15 protein-coding genes are annotated in these 16,149 nt (G+C 54.1%); 3 read left to right on the top strand and 12 right to left on the bottom strand.

The window, feature by feature from the left end; genetic code table 11:
- Positions 1–274: 274 nt before the first annotated feature.
- Positions 275–874 (bottom strand): RNA polymerase sigma factor RpoE, encoded by a 600-nt coding sequence (gene rpoE, locus CEK60_RS03130; protein WP_038485199.1) that lies wholly within the window; start codon positions 872–874, stop codon positions 275–277.
- Between the two features lie 379 nt (positions 875–1,253).
- Here rpoE and CEK60_RS03125 point away from each other — a divergent pair, with 379 nt between their 5' ends.
- The gene (locus CEK60_RS03125; RefSeq protein WP_089037775.1) at positions 1,254–2,330 is read left to right on the top strand and encodes a 3-deoxy-7-phosphoheptulonate synthase; all 1,077 of its coding nucleotides are present in this window, start codon (positions 1,254–1,256) and stop codon (positions 2,328–2,330) included.
- Positions 2,331–2,415: 85 nt separating this feature from the next.
- Here CEK60_RS03125 and dinG read toward each other — a convergent pair whose 3' ends face one another.
- Together dinG and rhlB are read right to left on the bottom strand one after the other, a co-directional pair.
- The gene (dinG, locus tag CEK60_RS03120) at positions 2,416–4,545 is read right to left on the bottom strand and encodes an ATP-dependent DNA helicase DinG (RefSeq protein ID WP_038485204.1); all 2,130 of its coding nucleotides are present in this window, start codon (positions 4,543–4,545) and stop codon (positions 2,416–2,418) included.
- A gap of 5 nt (positions 4,546–4,550) precedes the next feature.
- Positions 4,551–5,825, bottom strand: coding sequence for an ATP-dependent RNA helicase RhlB (gene rhlB, locus CEK60_RS03115; RefSeq protein ID WP_089037774.1), 1,275 nt, complete (start codon positions 5,823–5,825; stop codon positions 4,551–4,553).
- Between the two features lie 145 nt (positions 5,826–5,970).
- Between rhlB and CEK60_RS03110 the strand changes: the two genes are divergently transcribed.
- Both CEK60_RS03110 and xthA read left to right on the top strand, forming a co-directional pair.
- Entirely contained in the window at positions 5,971–6,219 is a 249-nt protein-coding gene (locus CEK60_RS03110) for a hypothetical protein (protein ID WP_038485210.1), read from the top strand.
- Entirely contained in the window at positions 6,219–7,052 is an 834-nt protein-coding gene (gene xthA, locus CEK60_RS03105; RefSeq protein WP_089037773.1) for an exodeoxyribonuclease III, read from the top strand. Before CEK60_RS03110 ends, xthA begins: the two co-directional genes overlap by 1 nt.
- A gap of 70 nt (positions 7,053–7,122) precedes the next feature.
- On the opposite strand, the gene CEK60_RS03100 is transcribed toward xthA, so the two are convergent.
- From CEK60_RS03100 to nrdE, 9 genes are all read right to left on the bottom strand, one after another.
- Positions 7,123–8,262, bottom strand: coding sequence for a hypothetical protein (locus tag CEK60_RS03100; RefSeq protein WP_332459892.1), 1,140 nt, complete (start codon positions 8,260–8,262; stop codon positions 7,123–7,125).
- Between the two features lie 121 nt (positions 8,263–8,383).
- Entirely contained in the window at positions 8,384–9,151 is a 768-nt protein-coding gene (locus CEK60_RS03095) for a TonB family protein (protein WP_089037771.1), read from the bottom strand.
- The gene (locus CEK60_RS03090; RefSeq protein ID WP_038485222.1) at positions 9,148–9,555 is read right to left on the bottom strand and encodes an ExbD/TolR family protein; all 408 of its coding nucleotides are present in this window, start codon (positions 9,553–9,555) and stop codon (positions 9,148–9,150) included. Before CEK60_RS03090 ends, CEK60_RS03095 begins: the two co-directional genes overlap by 4 nt.
- Entirely contained in the window at positions 9,548–10,090 is a 543-nt protein-coding gene (locus CEK60_RS03085; protein ID WP_089037770.1) for a MotA/TolQ/ExbB proton channel family protein, read from the bottom strand. The genes CEK60_RS03090 and CEK60_RS03085 overlap by 8 nt, the downstream gene beginning before the upstream one ends.
- Position 10,091: 1 nt before the next feature.
- Entirely contained in the window at positions 10,092–11,462 is a 1,371-nt protein-coding gene (locus CEK60_RS03080; protein WP_089037769.1) for a MotA/TolQ/ExbB proton channel family protein, read from the bottom strand.
- Entirely contained in the window at positions 11,459–12,241 is a 783-nt protein-coding gene (locus tag CEK60_RS03075; RefSeq protein WP_089037768.1) for a DUF3450 domain-containing protein, read from the bottom strand. The genes CEK60_RS03080 and CEK60_RS03075 overlap by 4 nt, the downstream gene beginning before the upstream one ends.
- A 245-nt stretch (positions 12,242–12,486) precedes the next feature.
- Positions 12,487–12,897 carry an NUDIX hydrolase gene (locus CEK60_RS03070; RefSeq protein ID WP_089037767.1) on the bottom strand — a complete coding sequence of 137 codons (411 nt, stop codon included), beginning with the start codon at positions 12,895–12,897 and terminating at the stop codon, positions 12,487–12,489.
- Positions 12,898–12,955: 58 nt separating this feature from the next.
- Positions 12,956–13,927 (bottom strand): class 1b ribonucleoside-diphosphate reductase subunit beta, encoded by a 972-nt coding sequence (gene nrdF / locus CEK60_RS03065; protein WP_038485235.1) that lies wholly within the window; start codon positions 13,925–13,927, stop codon positions 12,956–12,958.
- A 43-nt stretch (positions 13,928–13,970) separates the two neighbouring features.
- The gene (gene nrdE / locus CEK60_RS03060) at positions 13,971–16,094 is read right to left on the bottom strand and encodes a class 1b ribonucleoside-diphosphate reductase subunit alpha (protein ID WP_089040833.1); all 2,124 of its coding nucleotides are present in this window, start codon (positions 16,092–16,094) and stop codon (positions 13,971–13,973) included.
- Positions 16,095–16,149: the final 55 nt, after the last annotated feature.

The raw sequence follows: 16,149 nt of genomic DNA, 5'->3' as shown, positions 1-16,149 counted from the left end.
TATTAGAAGCGCTGCGGCGACACTGCTACCCAGTGTTTACCGCCACAGCCACTCCACAGGCCAAGACCTCGTTTCAAATCGCCAATTCCTAAACGCTTAATTATCAGCAGATTAAACTATTTGACTACTGAACATTGAACGTTCACTTGGCGCTTACTCGACCCAACTAAGATCGTCAGGTTCTATGACGCTTCACTTCCCAGACAGTTCACAAAAAATCTAAAAACGTAATCAAATGTGAATTTGGCGCTCTAAACCTACCCCTATCGGTCCCTTACTCATCACGACTGTTCCGGGCCGTTGTCACTAATGGGCGTATATGCTCATCAACCGCCTCACGGGCGCGAAAAATACGCGAACGCACGGTTCCTACGGGGCATTGCATCACTTGGGCAATATCCTCATACGCAAGACCATCCAGTTCACGCAGCGTGATCGCTGTGCGTAAATCATCTGGCAGATTTTCGATGGCTTCGTAAACGGCTGCTTCCAACTGATCCCGAGCAATCGATGCCTCTGGCGACTCAGCGTCAGCCAACCGTCCGCTCTGGTCAACCATTTCAGCATCGACAATATCCAGATCACTGCCGGGCGGCCTACGCCCCCGAGACACTAAATGATTTTTGGCAGTGTTAATCGCGATACGGTACATCCATGTGTAAAACGCACTCTCCGAGCGAAATTTCCCCAGTGCTCGATACGCTTTGATAAAGGCTTCTTGCGCCACGTCTTGTACTTCGGAGTGATCGTGAACATAACGTCCGATCAATCCAATAATTTTGTGCTGGTATTTTTTGACCAGTAGATCGAAAGCGCGTGTATCACCTTTTTGGGCACGTTCAACCAACTGCTGGTCTGTTTCACGAGTGCCCATTCACACCCCCCTCCCGCTCGTGCGACGCACGCCGAGCGCTATTTCTCTTCGCCCTTTCATGTGGGCCTTCACAGCAAGCAGCATAGTGTCCCTTGGGCATTGGTTAATCTTAATGATGACAGATAATAATGAATGATTCGCCTACCACATTCAGTGTTAAAAAGTATTCAGTGGTACTTAGTGTTACGCGTTCTTAGCGGGGCATCAAGCGCTTACACACACTCCCCCCTCATTCCTCTCAACGTGACCCACAGCCCCCACAAAATCTTGACCGTGACACTTTTCGTCTAGATCAAGTTCCGTAACAATTGATTTTTACCCGCCTGACACGCCATAGTAGAGCCACTTTTTAGTCCATAGCGCACGCACAGGTAGCACGATGTCAGATCAGCAGGTTAGTAACCTTAACGTCCTTGCACAGGATGTTCTCACCACCCCCGAAGCCCTTAAAGAGACTATTCCGCTAACAGAAGCTGCGGAACGCTCTGTTATTGAGGGTCGCCATACCATCCAAAACATCCTCGATGGTAAAGATCACCGGCTTCTCGTCGTTGTAGGTCCATGCTCCATCCATGATGTCGATGCCGCACTGGACTATGCTCGCCGCCTGCGTAAATTGGCAGACCAAGTGAGCGACAGCCTGTTCATTGTCATGCGCGTCTATTTCGAAAAACCCCGTACCACAGTAGGTTGGAAAGGGCTGATAAACGACCCTCATCTTAACGACTCTTTCGAAATTGATGAAGGCCTCCATATCGCGCGCAAGCTACTTGTCGATCTGGCTGAGCTTGGCCTGCCGCTCGCAACGGAAGCGTTAGACCCGATCTCCCCCCAGTATATGCAAGACTGCATTAGCTGGTCTGCAATCGGCGCACGCACCACAGAATCGCAAACCCATCGTGAAATGGCATCAGGGCTCTCCTGCCCCGTCGGCTTCAAAAACGGCACCGACGGCAGCCTCGACGTCGCTATTAATGCCCTGCAGTCTGTTGCCAGCCCGCATAACTTCCTGGGTATCAACAACGCAGGCCAAGTTGCCATTATCCGTACACGGGGTAACGCTTACGGCCACGTCGTGTTGCGCGGTGGTAATGGCAAGCCAAATTACGATAGCGTCAGCGTTGCTCTGGCAGAAAAAGAGCTTAAGAAAGCTGATCTTTCAGCCAACATTATGATCGACTGCTCTCACGCTAACTCTAACAAAGATGCTGGCCTACAGCCGCTGGTGCTCGAAAACGTCACCAACCAAATCCTAGAAGGCAACAGGTCCATTATTGGCCTGATGGTCGAGTCAAATATTGGCTGGGGCAACCAGAAAGTTCCTGCCGACCTTAGCCAGCTAACCTATGGCGTTTCCATCACCGACGCCTGCATTGATTGGGACACAACGGTTGAGACCTTTACCCGCATGAACGACAAGCTTGCGCCAGTGCTCGCCCAGCGCATCGCACAGTAAAAAACGGCTAGCAACCATAAGCGCCCCGCAAGGTAATTCGCCTTAGCGGGGCGTTTTTATTGCTGCCTTTTAATACTACCTTTTATTACGGCATGATCTCTCGTTTGAACGGCGGCAGTGCATCTAGCAACGCCTGGCCATATCGACGCGTAATCACCCGGCGGTCCAACAGCGTGATGACACCGCGGTCGCTCTCCTTACGGATCAATCGCCCACAGGCCTGCACTAGCTTGATTGACGCATCTGGAACGCTAATCCGCATAAACGGGTTACCGCCCTGGCTTTCAATCCATTCGGCAAGCGTAGCCCCCACAGGATCATCTGGCACTGCAAATGGCAGTCGGGTAATCACCACATGGGTGAGGTAGTCGCCAGGCAAGTCGATACCTTCAGCAAAACTAGCCAAGCCAAAAATGATGCTCCCATTGCCATCGTCGACAGCCGCGCGATGACGCTCAAGCAATTCATGCTTGGGTAATGCATCCTGCGCTAACACGCGCCCCTTAGCCGCCGCAGGCAAGGCTTTTTCCACTGCTCGCAACTGCGCCCGGGAAGAAAACAGCACCAGTGCAGCTTCGTCGTCTCCCAGTTGGGTCACGAAATTAACAATGGCGCTTTCATGGGCATCACGATCACTGGGATCGGTCGCCTCCTTAGGTACGCGCAGAATGGCATTGGCGTAATCAAAGGGGCTCGGCAACGCCTGATAGCGATAGCGGTTTGCTAGCCCAGCACGCTCTTGGATTCGCTCAAAACGCCCCAGCGCGGTAAGTGTTGCTGACGTTACGACCGCGCCATGGCAGCGCCCCCACAAATGTTTCGCGAGGGTATGCGCCGCGGATACGGGGCTTGCCGAAAACTCAATTTCCGGCTCTCCCGCCACACGACTAAGCGTAATCCAACGAGCACTGGGCGGCGCATTGGCAGCATCCTGCTCACTGAATGCTTGCCATAGTGAATGAGCATCGAGCGAACGCCCATGCAGCAGTGCAATCAGCGGTAACCACGTGTCGGCTTGATCCCTATCCAAGCCTGTTTGCTTATCAGGGTCGAGGCTTTCGCGCAGGATATCGCTAATGCTCTCCAGACTGCGTGACAGCGTGGCGAACATAACCAGTAGTTGCTGAGCTTGTTCGCGAAGCGCTTCTGGTACCTGACCCTTTTCAAAACGAAGTTGATGATTAGCTTCTTCATCCGACAAGCCGTTTTCCCGCCCAGCCAGCTGATGCCCCATGCTAAACACATCGCCCAAAGCAGGCTCTAAGCTATGCAGCAGCTCAGGAAGCCCAGCGAGCAAACGCGCAATCGTCGGCTGAACTGCTAACCCTTGGTGCAGATCGGTTAGACTGCTTTTCAGTGTTTTTAACCACCGCAGGCAGCCATGCACCGCAAAGCGATGGGCAAAGTGGGAAAGTGCCTTATCCGGCAGGTGGTGGCCTTCATCAAAGACAAAAATGCAGTCAGCGGGATCGGGTAGAATCGCCCCACCACCCAGTGCTAGGTCAGCAAGAACCAAGTCATGGTTGGCCACGATTATATCGGCATCTTCCAGATCACGCCGGGAACGGAAAAAGGCACAGGCACCGAAATGACCACAACGACGCCCGGTGCACTGACGATGATCCACCGTTAGCTGTCGCCAATGACCGTCGTCGATTGACGCCGACCACGTATCGCGATCACCTGCCCATTCACCTTTTCCGTAAGCTTCGGCCAGATCCGTGGCTAATAGGGAAAAGTCACTACTGTGGGATTGAAGTGACTGCTCAAACAGCGACAGTGTTGGGTTTGGCTCAGAGCCTTCTAACGCCTGATCAAGGCGCGCAACACATACGTACCTGCCGCGCCCTTTTGCCAAGGCGTAACGAAAGGCAATACCGCTATGACTGGCAAGCGAAGGCAAGTCCTGATTAAGCACCTGCTCCTGCAGCGCCACCGTCGCGGTGGAAACAATCAATCGCTTTCCCTGCGCCTTAGCAATCGGCAGTGCGGCAATCAGATAGGCAAGCGTTTTACCGGTTCCGGTACCCGCTTCCAGCACACATACATGATTATCGTTTGTGCGCTTGCCTTCGCTATCCTGCTCAATGCCACCTAGCGTACGGGCGATTTCTGCGATCATCAGACGCTGGCCGTAGCGTGGTGTCAGCTCAAGCTTCTCCACCACGCGACGATAGGCGTCTTGAATATCGCTTTTCAGCGCATTATCGAGCATGCGCGTTACAGCATGCCTTCCGGCGGATGTTCGCAGGGCAACTTACCGTTAATGTAGCGCTCAATCTCTGGTAGCGAGAACGCATCTTCTTCGCCAACAAAACTAATCGAGACACCTTTGGCACCCGCACGACCGGTACGTCCAATGCGATGAACGTAATCTTCTGGATCTTCCGGCAACGTGTAGTTGATCACGTGGCTGACATCTTCAATATGAATGCCACGCCCTGCGACATCAGTTGCCACCAGCACTTGGATTTCTCCCTCACGGAAGCTTTCCAAGGTTTTGATGCGCTGATTTTGCGGCACATCGCCAGACAGCATAGCGACACTGACGCCTGCTTTTTTCAGCAAATCATCTAGCTTGCGCACAAGATCACGACGGTTACCAAACACCATCACGCGCTCGAAGCTCTCCTGCGTCAGCAAATTCACCAACAGTCGCTGCTTATCGTCATCAGAGACTAGATAAACGCGCTGATCGATATCTGCCTGGTTCTCAACGGTGACTTCAATCTCTACATGAGCAGGATCGAGCGTCCATTGACTCGCTAGGTTCAAGATATCGTCGGTAAAGGTTGCCGAGAACAGAAACGTCTGGCGCTCCTCTTTTTTAGGCGTATAGCGAATGATGCGCTTCACATCGGGAATAAAGCCCATGGAAAGCATGCGATCCGCTTCATCCAATACCAACACTTCAACTTCGGAAAGGTCGATATCGCGCTTCTGGTGGAAATCCAGTAAGCGACCGGGTGTTGCCACCAGAATATCGATCTTCTTACCCAAGCTGTCGCGCTGCTTTTGATAGTCCATGCCGCCGACAACACTGGCCACATTGAGCTGCGTGAAGCGAGCAAGCGCTTTAGCATCTTTTTCAATTTGCAGTGCCAGCTCCCGGGTAGGCGCAATAATCAACGCACGGGGTGCGCCTTGTTTTTGGCCATCAGGGGTCGGCTCTTCCAGAAAATAAGCCATTACCGAGATCAAAAAGGCGGCGGTTTTTCCGGTGCCTGTCTGCGCCTTGCCGACAATATCGCCACCCAGCAACGTGTGACGCAGTGCCTCTGACTGAATAGGCGTGCAGTATTCAAACCCTTGGGCATGAATGGCACGCATTAAAGGCAGCGGCAAATCAAAGTCATGGAAGCGCCACTTGCCGGCAACGGCGGGCACCTGAAACTGACGAAGATCCCAGTTCGATTGACGACGACGCGGCTTCCGACGGCGGCGTTTAGGCTTGCGGTTCTGGGCCGATGCTGTGGTCTGTTCCGACTCGCTCATAGGCTGTGTATCTGTCCATTGCTGTGGATGTTAGGCATCACGAAGTGCGCATTGTACCAGGGGTTGGCGATAAGAGCGCGTCCTGCTGTCGAAGGAGTGCGCTTGCCTGTTAGAATGAGGCATAAATTAACCCAAGGAGCGCGACATGACGCGTAAGAAAAAAACTCGTTCGCTAGCGGATAAGGTAACTATCCGCACTGGTCGCCGCAAAGATTACAAAAAATGGCGCCATGACAACCCTGACCAAGTGGCTCCTTCACGCCGCTTTGTGGCTAAGAAGCAGCAACAACGCAAGCTTCAAGCCGTGCGTAAACTGGCACGCCAGCAAGACGGACAGAATATTGCCATCCATCCTGATAAAGAAGGAGACAACCCTTCAGGAGATCGTTCGTAATGCGTTTGGTCTCGTTTAATATCAATGGCATTCGGGCACGGCTTCATCAGCTTCAAGCGCTGATTGATACGCAGCAGCCAGACGTCATTGGCCTACAGGAAACCAAAGTACACGACAGCGAGTTTCCTCTGGCTGACGTTGAAGCCATGGGCTATCACGTTTTTTATTACGGTCAAAAAGGCCATTACGGGGTTGCCTTAATGTGTCGGCAAAAACCCCAAGCGGTATTTTATGGCTTCCCTGATGATGAGGAAGACGCCCAACGCCGGATGATTGGCGTACGGTTACTAGCCGATAATGGTGAACCGGTCACTGTTTGGAATGGCTACTTCCCCCAGGGTGAAAACGTTGAACACCCAACTAAATTCCCACATAAAGCGCGCTTCTATCGGCAGTTGGCAAGCCTGCTACAAAACCAGCACCATCCTGAAGAGCAACTGGCGATCATGGGGGATTTCAACATATCGCCGGAAGATCAGGATATTGGCATTGGTGAACCGAGCCGCAAACGCTGGTTGCGCGAGGGCAAAGCCAGCTTTCAGCCTATCGAGCGAGAATGGCTTGAAGGTATAAAAGCGTGGGGCCTTAGCGACAGCTATCGGCTGTGCCACCCAGATAACAGTGAGTGGTTCAGCTGGTTTGACTATCGCTCAAAAGGTTTTGACCGCGAGCCAAAACGCGGCCTGCGCATTGACTACATCCTGGTGTCTAAACCGCTTGCCGAATGCGTCACTGGCGCAGGCATCGATTATGAACTGCGCGGCATGGAGCGGCCTTCCGATCACGCTCCTACCTGGAGTGATTTTGCGCTGACGCTTGCCCAGACAGACTAAGCACAAACAAGCCAAGCACACGTACGCCCCTTACGTTATTCGAGGGGCGCCTTACCGAGAGCTTGTCACTTCACTCTTCAAAATTCGCCAACCACTGCTCTGCCTGATCGTCACCAAGATTCGCCGCCTTGATAAGCGCTTCCTCGGCCTGACCATCTTGCCCCCAGCGATAAGCCAGCTGTCCATACTGCCGCCAGTCTTCCGCTTGCTGAGTGTTCTCAGCAAGCGCTCTCCAAGCGCTTAACGCCTTATCAACATGCCTAGCCTGCTGCCACGCCCCCGCCAGCAGCCGTAACGTTTCTTCATCACGCTCCAACACACCTTCTTGAATAGCCGCTTCCAAGTGCTCGCCTGCCCTAGCTGGCGTACCACCCGCTAAATGCAGACGAATTAACGTTAAGCGATCTTCAGTCGCGGTGAACTTCCCCAGCTGCCATGCCATCTCCCACACGCCAGCCGCCACACCAGCCTGGCCTGCTTGCTGGGCAAGCCCTGCCGCCTGACGCCAAGCATCAGGCTCGCTCTGCGCATTCAAATCACCCACTAGCCAACCGAGAGCTTGCTCGTTTTGTCCCGCATTGCGTAACACCACCGTGGTTAGTGCCTGCTGCGCGTCAGTCAATCCACCTTTTTGCAGTAGCGGGAACAGCCATTCAGCGGCGTCATCCCAGCGCTCCACTTCCGCCAATAAGCGAATCAGTCGCCATGCTGATTCATCGTAGTGCGAACTGCCCTGAGATTGGGTTAGCCACTGTTCATACAGCGTGATGGCTTCTGTACGCTGGTTACCTGCGCGACGCAGCGACGCCTCATCACGCAGCCAGCGCAGAATTTGGCTGCTAGGCACGCTAGGGCGCTGTCGTGCGCTGGCTAACTCATCAGCTGCCGCAACGTGCTCACCTTGACGCACCAACGCACTCGCGGCGAGCTGATGATAGAGCGCACTCGCCCACTGGTCCGCACGATTGCCGCCAGCGAGGCGCGCTGCCTGGGATCGCGCATGGCGCGTAATACGGTTGAGCACATCGCTATCAGCCTCGCCTCTGGGCTGCTCAGCTAATTGGCTTTGTAACCCATTAAGATCGCGAACAATGTCACCCGGCAGCGGTTCGTTCGCGTGCGCCATGACGCTTAGCGCGCTTAATACGACGATTCCCACCCAACGCTGCATACTCTTTCCTCGACTGGCATTTTCAATGGGCTGACTCAACGAACCATTCCAACAAACCATTTCAACGAACTATTCCAACGAACTATTCCAACGAACTATTCCAACGAGCTGTTCCAACGAGCTGTTCCAACGGACTAACTCAACGAGCTATCTCAACGGGCTATCTCAACTGGAACTCAATGCGCTGCGTGGCGCGACGAAGCTGCTGACCGGGTTCGAACTGCCAGCGCGCGATCGCTTCGCGGGCTGCGTCTTCAAACACTCGCCTCGGCTGCGCCCGCGTGACGCGAATTGTGCCGTTATCGACACTACCATCTCGGCGAATAACAAACTCCACCTCAACAAAGCCCTCCATGCCCCGCCGCTGAGCACGCGGCGGATAAGAAGGATTCACGCGACTGGTCGGGGCAACTTGCCCGACACTGACAGGCTCATTCGATGGCGCAGGCTCTGCCACTGGCGCGGCCTCTCGCTGCGCTGTCGAAGGCGCAGGAGAAGGCGCTACCGTTTCTGCTGGCTGTGGCGCAGGGTCAGGTTGCGGCGCAGGTCTTGGAGACGGCTTCGGCGCAGGCTGCGGTGTCGGTTCGGGAGTAATTTCAGTCAGCTCTGGCAACTCACTCTCCAACTCAACCGGCTCCACTGGCTCGTCAGGAAGCTCTACCTCAGGTAGCGCAATCGCACTCTCAGCGATAGGTGCCGGCGCTGGCATAGGCATCGGCGGCGGTGTTACTGGCGCTGCCTCTGAAGGCGCCGGCGGCGGTGCCTCCTGCTCTGGCGCCATCTCTGGCGCTTCTATCATGGTCATCGACATGGTCATGATCGGCGTCTCAGGCGAGCGCTCCGGTGGCGCCACCAGTAGCGCTAACATCCAAAACAAGCCAACGGCTAAGGCAATGCCACCCAGTATCGAGAGGACATGACGAATCATGGTGCACTCCGGCTCGCTGCCACGGCGATCTGGTCAACACCCGCCTGCTTGAGGCGATCCATCACTTCAATCAACAAGCCAGTCGTGGATTCCCGGTCGGCCTGGATAACAACGGAGCCATCATCACTCAACATGCCGGCAACCTGCTGGCCGATACGATGCACATCGACTGGCTTTCCATCGACCCAAACAGCCCCCTCCGGCGTCACAGCAATCAGCACCTGTGCATCGGGGCGCGGGCTTGCCGCTGCCGCTTCGGGGCGTTCAATCTCAACACCGCTCTCTTTAATGAAGCTGGTCGTCACAATAAAGAAGATCAGCATGATAAAGACAACGTCCAGCATCGGCGTTAGGTTAACTTCATTACTATCAGCCGTGGTGTCTATGGAACGGCGTCTACGCATCATTCTCCTCCAAGGCACGGGCTAAGCGGTCGTGTAACCGCTGGTCTTCGCGACGAATCACGTGCTCTAAACGACTAATAAACAGCAACCCCACCACAGCAATTGCCATGCCGGTTAGCGTGGGCAGCGTGGCACGGGCAACACCGTCGGCCATGGCCCGCGCCTGATGAGTATCACTAAGAGAAAGGCTATCGAACACGGTAATCATACCGGTGACAGTACCCAGCAAGCCCAGCAGTGGGCATAACGCTACAAGCAGTTTGATCCAGGGCAACGGGCGGCGTAGCTTAGCAACCAGCGCCTCTGTCCAGACATTGCGTAGCGTGCGTGCACTCCAGCTACGGTGATCACTGCGTGCCGCCCAGCGACGAATCAGTTGGCGACGGGCACGCCGCCAACTAAAGCGGTAATACCACCAGCGCTCAATTGCCATCCCAAACACCAGCACGGCAACGAATGCCAGCACCACTAAAACGGCACCACCGGCATCAAGCAGCCGCTCAACGGGCTCAAGCCAAAGAGGTAACGTGGGCATATTAGGTCACCGCTTGCGCATTAGCCGTCGACTGCGCTTCAAGATGGTCAGCTAAGGTGGCACTTGCTTCACCTTCAATGGCCTGGGTAATCAAGCGACTCCGACTCGCTAAGGCCGTCTGGGCAAATAGTAGCGGCACGGCTGTCACAAGCCCCAGCACCGTTGTCACCAGCGCCTGGCTGATACCACCCGCCATTAGCTGCGGGTCGCCGGTACCGAACACGGTAATCGCCTGGAAGGTGACAATCATGCCGGTCACGGTACCCAGCAGACCCAGTAGCGGCGCAACGGCTGCCAACAGCTTAACAATCGGCTGGCCACGCTCGATACGCGGTAGTTCAGCCAACACCGCCTCATCCAACCTCGCTTCCAGTGCTTCCGGTGTTTGGTGCTTATCCATCTCCTGGAAACGCTGGAGCACGCGACCCAGCGGGTTATTAGCATTCGGTTGATCCAGCGCTTTACGCTGACGGTGCAGCCGTGCACTGACGACGACCAGGTAAAGGTACTGCGCCAATGCCACCAATAGGCCAAAGCCACCCAGCGCTACCACGACGTAACCGACATAACCGCCCTGCTGGAACCGCTCCCAGAGACTTGGCTGCTGAGCAAGAGCTTGCAGCACGCTGCCTTGAGTAGGATCAATGGCAAATACACGGCTTTCACCTTGATGATAGGCCGCCAGCACATCGCTGATTTCAGCAGGAGTATGCGGCACTTCCGCCAAGCCACCATCATCTTGGCCTTTGCTGAGCAACGCTGTGTCAGTAAACGCTGCAAAATCACCCAAGCGCACAACGCTTCTCGATTCAATCTCGCCACTGGCATCGGCCACCGGTAATTCAAGGCGCTCGGCACGCCCAGTGCTCAGCGTTAGCATCGCTAAACTGTCCACGACAGTTTCGATTTGTTGACGCTCCAGCACCTCGATCTCATTAAGACGCGGTGGTAACGCATCAGCATCCAGCGTTAACCAGCTGTCACCACCTAGCTCGTTACGTACCTCTTCGCTGTGCCGTGACAGATCCGCCAACAGCGAAGTGAGTGCTTCGCCCTGTTCTTCCTGGCGCGCAGCCAGCGCTTGAGCCTGTTGCGCTTGTTCCTGTTGCTGCGCGGCTAATGCGACTTGCTGTTCTTCTGCAGCTTGATGTTCAGCCCGCGCCTCTGCTAGCGCTTCATCCAGCGCCTCTTGATCTTCAAGGAACGACTGCAAGCGCGCTTGGTCACGCGCCTCAGCGGCTTCGCGAGCTTCACGTAATGAACCAACGCTGTCAGTTTGCGCCATTGCCATACTGCCGCCCAGAAGGCTTGCCAGTAATGCAAAACAGATGATGCTTCTGCGCGCGCCTCGCTGGCGTGTTAACAGACTCATTGCTGGCCCCCTGCGTGGTCGTTAGCAATAATGGAAAGCGGTAGACGCAGCAGCTCTGGCGTGCGCTGATCGTCAGCAATACGTAGACCGTTACGCACCTCGCGGCGGGCGCTTTCATCAAGCGCCTGCCACTCACCGCTCGCCTTATCCCACACGCCCCCTTCTCGACCATCAGGGGTTAGGTAATAAAAGCCGATTCGGCCAATGCGCAAATAGTCCACTTCACGCGGATTACCTTCTGCTAATTGCAAACGACCACGCCAGCTATCCACTTCACGGCCATACGCTAACTCGGCACGCCAAGCTTCCAGCAAATTGGCAATGCGCGCCGCACTTTCTGACGGTTGCTGCTCAGTGGGTTGAACACGCGCCAAACGCTCGGTTTTCAGAAACGGCAGGTCAGACTCGATCCAACTGATTAGCTGCTCAGTCATGTCCTGCTCAACAGCAGGCAGAGCGGCGCGTGTGTCGCTCAACGTATCGAGAGCCTGGCCAAGGCGCTGCAGACGCTCGGCTTCACTGGCCAGACGACCACTTAAAGCAGCATTGGATGTTTCCATCTGGCGGGTTTCCCGCTCTAGGCGGCGCAGCTCTTCAATCGCTGAACGCGTGGCGTCATCAGCCTCATCAATTTGCTGCTGAAGTGCGGACTGCGCTTGCTGGGCCTCGACACTCTGGGCCGCTTGATCGACTGTCTCATCACTTGCCATTAGCGTACCGCTGACCAGCACTCCGGCAAGCCAGCCTCCATGCAAGGCAAAGAAAGGCCTTTTCAGCACGTTACGTCTCCGTTACTGATTAGCACGTCGCCATTAACGGCGCGCTAGAAATTCATTAGGTATAATGAACGATTTGCGTTTCGTTTAAGCAGTGCATAGCCTAACACTAATAGAATAAATGACAATATTTATCATTAGCATTCAATGGTGTTTCGCTGCTGACCGTCACTCCACCATAAAAAAGGGCGCCAAGTGGCGCCCTTCGGTAAAAACACAGGTTCAGTAAAAATACAGGAAAAGCGTTTCTAAGCAGCAACCACAACATGCTGCTTGGTCAACGGCGCCAACGGCAGCTTTAATGCCTCTTCGCGGGTTACCCAAATCGTTTCAGCAATCTCTGCCCCAGCATGGACAGGCTGATCAATCATCAGACTGAACAACTGCGCTTCAATAACTGTATCAGGCTCATTGGCTGCTAAAGCACGCTGCATGCCCAAAGGAAGTAGCTGATCACCTGTTATACGTAAGCCAACTTCTTCCTCTAACTCACGGCAGAGTGCCGCGATGGCTTCCTCTCCCAGCTCGATTTTACCGCCTGGCTGCATAAAAAAGCGCGTGCCCTGCTTGCGCACTAATAGCAAGCGCCCTGAAGAGTCGCTCACGACTGCCGCTGCTATTTTCAGCAAATTCTGCGCCTTATCAGTATTGCCCGGCACTGCCCCCTCCTTGCCTCATCAAGCTATCAACGACGTTGCAAAGTCGCCAACGATAAGCTTAAAACGCCCAGTCGTCGTCTTCGGTGGCAACGGCCTTACCAATCACGTAGGAAGAACCAGAACCGGAGAAGAAGTCGTGGTTTTCATCCGCACTGGGCGAAAGCGCGGCCATAATGGTTGGGTCGACGTCGGTGACGCTGCTGGGGAACAACGGTTCAAACCCGAGGTTCATCAGCGCTTTATTGGCGTTGTAGTGAAGGAATTTCTTCACGTCTTCCGTTAAGCCCACCTCATCATAGAGCGATTCGGTGTAGCGCACTTCGTTGTCGTAAAGCTCTAGCAGCAGCTCATAAGCGTAGTCTTTCACTTCTTGCTGGCGCTCGGGCGTGGCTTCTGCCAGCGCTTGCTGGAACTTGTAGCCAATGTAGTAGCCGTGCACGGCCTCATCACGAATGATCAAACGAATCAGATCAGCCGTGTTGGTCAGCTTGGCGTGGCTCGACCAGTACATCGGCAGGTAGAAACCCGAGTAGAACAGAAATGACTCAAGGAAGACGCTAGCCACTTTACGCATTAACGGATCGTCGGAGCGGTAACGCTCAAGGATCAATTCAGACTTCGCCTGCAGCGTCGGGTTTTCTTCACTCCAGCGAAACGCATCATCTACATCCCGCGTCGCGCACAGTGTTGAGAAAATCGAGCTGTAAGAGCGCGCATGCACCGATTCCATAAAGGCGATATTGGTGTAAACCGCCTCTTCATGGGGTGTGCGTGCATCTTCCATTAATACCGGCGCGCCCACGCTGCTCTGGATTGTATCGAGCAGCGTCAGGCCAGTGAACACACGAATCGTCAGCTGTTTTTCCTGCTGTGTCAGCGTATTCCACGATTGAATATCGTTGGAGAGCGGCACTTTTTCTGGCAGCCAGAAATTGCTGGTCAGGCGGTTCCACACTTCCAGGTCTTTATCGTCCTGAAGGCGGTTCCAGTTGATCGCATCGACCCGCGATAAGCGTTGCATAGTGGTCATCAGAATTCTCTCACCAACATGATCTAATAAAAGCGATATACGATTACAGCGAGCAGGAGACGCAGCCTTCTACTTCCGTACCTTCAAGCGCGCTCTGGCGTAAACGGATGTAGTAAAGCGTCTTAATGCCCTTACGCCACGCGTAAATTTGCGCTTTGTTGATATCCCGCGTGGTGGCGGTATCAGGGAAGAACAGCGTCAACGACAGCCCCTGATCAACGTGTTTAGACGCTTCAGCATAGGTATCGATAATTTTCTCAGGGCCAATTTCATAGGCATCCTGGAAATAATCGAAGTTCGCCTCATTCAAGAATGGCGCCGGATAGTAAACACGCCCCAGCTTGCCTTCTTTACGGATCTCAATTCTCGCTGCCACCGGGTGAATACTCGAGGTGGAGTGGTTGATATATGAGATAGAACCCGTTGGCGGCACCGCCTGCAGGTTACGGTTATACAGCCCGTGCGCCATTACCGATGCCTTTAGCGCCTGCCACTCTTCCTGGGTAGGTAGCGCAATACCGCTACGCTCGAACAAGTGACGCACTTTCTCAGTTTTCGGCAACCACGCTTGATCGGTGTACTTATCAAAGAAAGCGCCCGATGCGTAGGTGGAGTCTTCAAACCCTGCAAAAGCTTCACTGTGTTCGATCGCCAGCTGGTTAGACGCACGAATCGCATGGAATGCCACGCAGTAGAAGTAGAGATTGGTAAAGTCCAACCCCTCTTCCGAACCATAATAAATGTGTTCGCGCGCCAGGAAACCGTGCAGGTTCATTTGCCCGAGGCCAATGGCGCGAGACTTGGCGTTACCTTCAGCAATGGAAGGTACACTGCGCAGGTTGCTCATCTCAGAAACCGCGGTCAAACCACGAATGGCAATCTCAACGCTGGTGCCAATATCGCCTGAGTCCATCACTTTAGCGATGTTCATCGAGCCAAGATTACAGGAGATGTCCTGACCGACCTGACGATAGCCAAGATCGTCATCATATTCGGTGGGCGTATTCACCTGGAGAATTTCAGAGCAAAGGTTGCTCATATTGATACGACCGGCAATCGGGTTCGCACGGTTAACCGTATCTTCAAACATGATGTACGGATAGCCCGATTCGAACTGTAGCTCGGCCAGGGTTTGGAAGAATGCACGCGCATTGATCTTGTGCTTACGAATACGCGCATCCGCGACCATTTCATGGTACTTCTCGGTCACGCTGATATCCCCAAACGGCACGCCATAAACCCGTTCAACATCGTAGGGCGAGAACAGGTACATATCGTCGTTGCGCTTGGCCAGCTCAAAGGTAATGTCCGGAATCGTTACGCCCAGCGACAGCGTTTTAATGCGGATTTTTTCATCGGCATTTTCACGCTTAGTGTCGAGAAAACTCAGAATATCCGGGTGGTGAGCATTTAAATAAACCGCACCGGCGCCCTGGCGCGCACCTAACTGATTAGCGTAGGAGAAGGCATCTTCCAGCAGTTTCATAATCGGGATAATACCCGAGGACTGGTTCTCGATACGCTTAATGGGTGCGCCGGACTCACGGATATTAGTCAACAAGAAGGCAACACCGCCGCCGCGCTTAGAGAGCTGCAACGCGGAGTTAATCGAGCGCCCAATCGACTCCATGTTGTCTTCAATACGCAGCAGGAAGCAGGAAACCAGCTCACCGCGCTGCTGTTTACCGCAGTTCAAGAAAGTCGGCGTAGCTGGCTGAAAACGGCCGCTAATAACTTCATCAACCAGTGACTTGGCCAATGCCTCATCGCCACGCGCCAGCGTCAACGCCACCATGCAGACACGGTCTTCATAGCGCTCAAGATAACGCTTACCGTCGAACGTTTTCAGCGTGTAGCTGGTGTAATACTTGAAAGCGCCCAAGAAGCTCGGAAAACGGAATTTATAAGCGTATGCCTGCTCAAACAGCGCCTTAATGAAGGCAAAGCTGTACTGGGCCAGCATTTCTGCCTCGTAGTACTGCTCTTCTACTAGGTAATCGAGCTTCTCTTCCAACGAGTGGAAGAACACGGTGTTTTGATTAACGTGCTGCAGGAAATACTGGCGGGCGGCTTCGCGATCTTTATCGAGCTGCAATTCACCGTTGGCACCGTATAGATTCAACATCGCGTTCAGCGCATGGTAATCCAGGGTACGCGCCTCGGACACCCCCGCAGTAGGCCGTTTTGTTTCTGCCGAGTTTTTTGTAGCGCCATTGTTAGCG

The sequence above is a fragment of the Halomonas sp. N3-2A genome, assembly GCF_002216165.1.
Classification (GTDB): Bacteria; Pseudomonadota; Gammaproteobacteria; order Pseudomonadales; family Halomonadaceae; genus Vreelandella.
This window is presented reverse-complemented; position numbering and strand designations above follow the sequence as displayed.

Coding starts and splice junctions, on each gene's coding strand:
- rhlB (WP_089037774.1), bottom strand. CDS start 5,825: ATGAGCGAGTCGGAACAGACCACAGCATCGGCCCAGAACCGCAAGCCT.
- CEK60_RS03085 (WP_089037770.1), bottom strand. CDS start 10,090: ATGCCCACGTTACCTCTTTGGCTTGAGCCCGTTGAGCGGCTGCTTGAT.
- rpoE (WP_038485199.1), bottom strand. CDS start 874: ATGGGCACTCGTGAAACAGACCAGCAGTTGGTTGAACGTGCCCAAAAA.
- nrdF (WP_038485235.1), bottom strand. CDS start 13,927: ATGACCACTATGCAACGCTTATCGCGGGTCGATGCGATCAACTGGAAC.
- xthA (WP_089037773.1), top strand. CDS start 6,219: ATGCGTTTGGTCTCGTTTAATATCAATGGCATTCGGGCACGGCTTCAT.
- CEK60_RS03110 (WP_038485210.1), top strand. CDS start 5,971: ATGACGCGTAAGAAAAAAACTCGTTCGCTAGCGGATAAGGTAACTATC.
- CEK60_RS03095 (WP_089037771.1), bottom strand. CDS start 9,151: ATGATTCGTCATGTCCTCTCGATACTGGGTGGCATTGCCTTAGCCGTT.
- CEK60_RS03125 (WP_089037775.1), top strand. CDS start 1,254: ATGTCAGATCAGCAGGTTAGTAACCTTAACGTCCTTGCACAGGATGTT.
- dinG (WP_038485204.1), bottom strand. CDS start 4,545: ATGCTCGATAATGCGCTGAAAAGCGATATTCAAGACGCCTATCGTCGC.
- CEK60_RS03080 (WP_089037769.1), bottom strand. CDS start 11,462: ATGAGTCTGTTAACACGCCAGCGAGGCGCGCGCAGAAGCATCATCTGT.
- CEK60_RS03090 (WP_038485222.1), bottom strand. CDS start 9,555: ATGCGTAGACGCCGTTCCATAGACACCACGGCTGATAGTAATGAAGTT.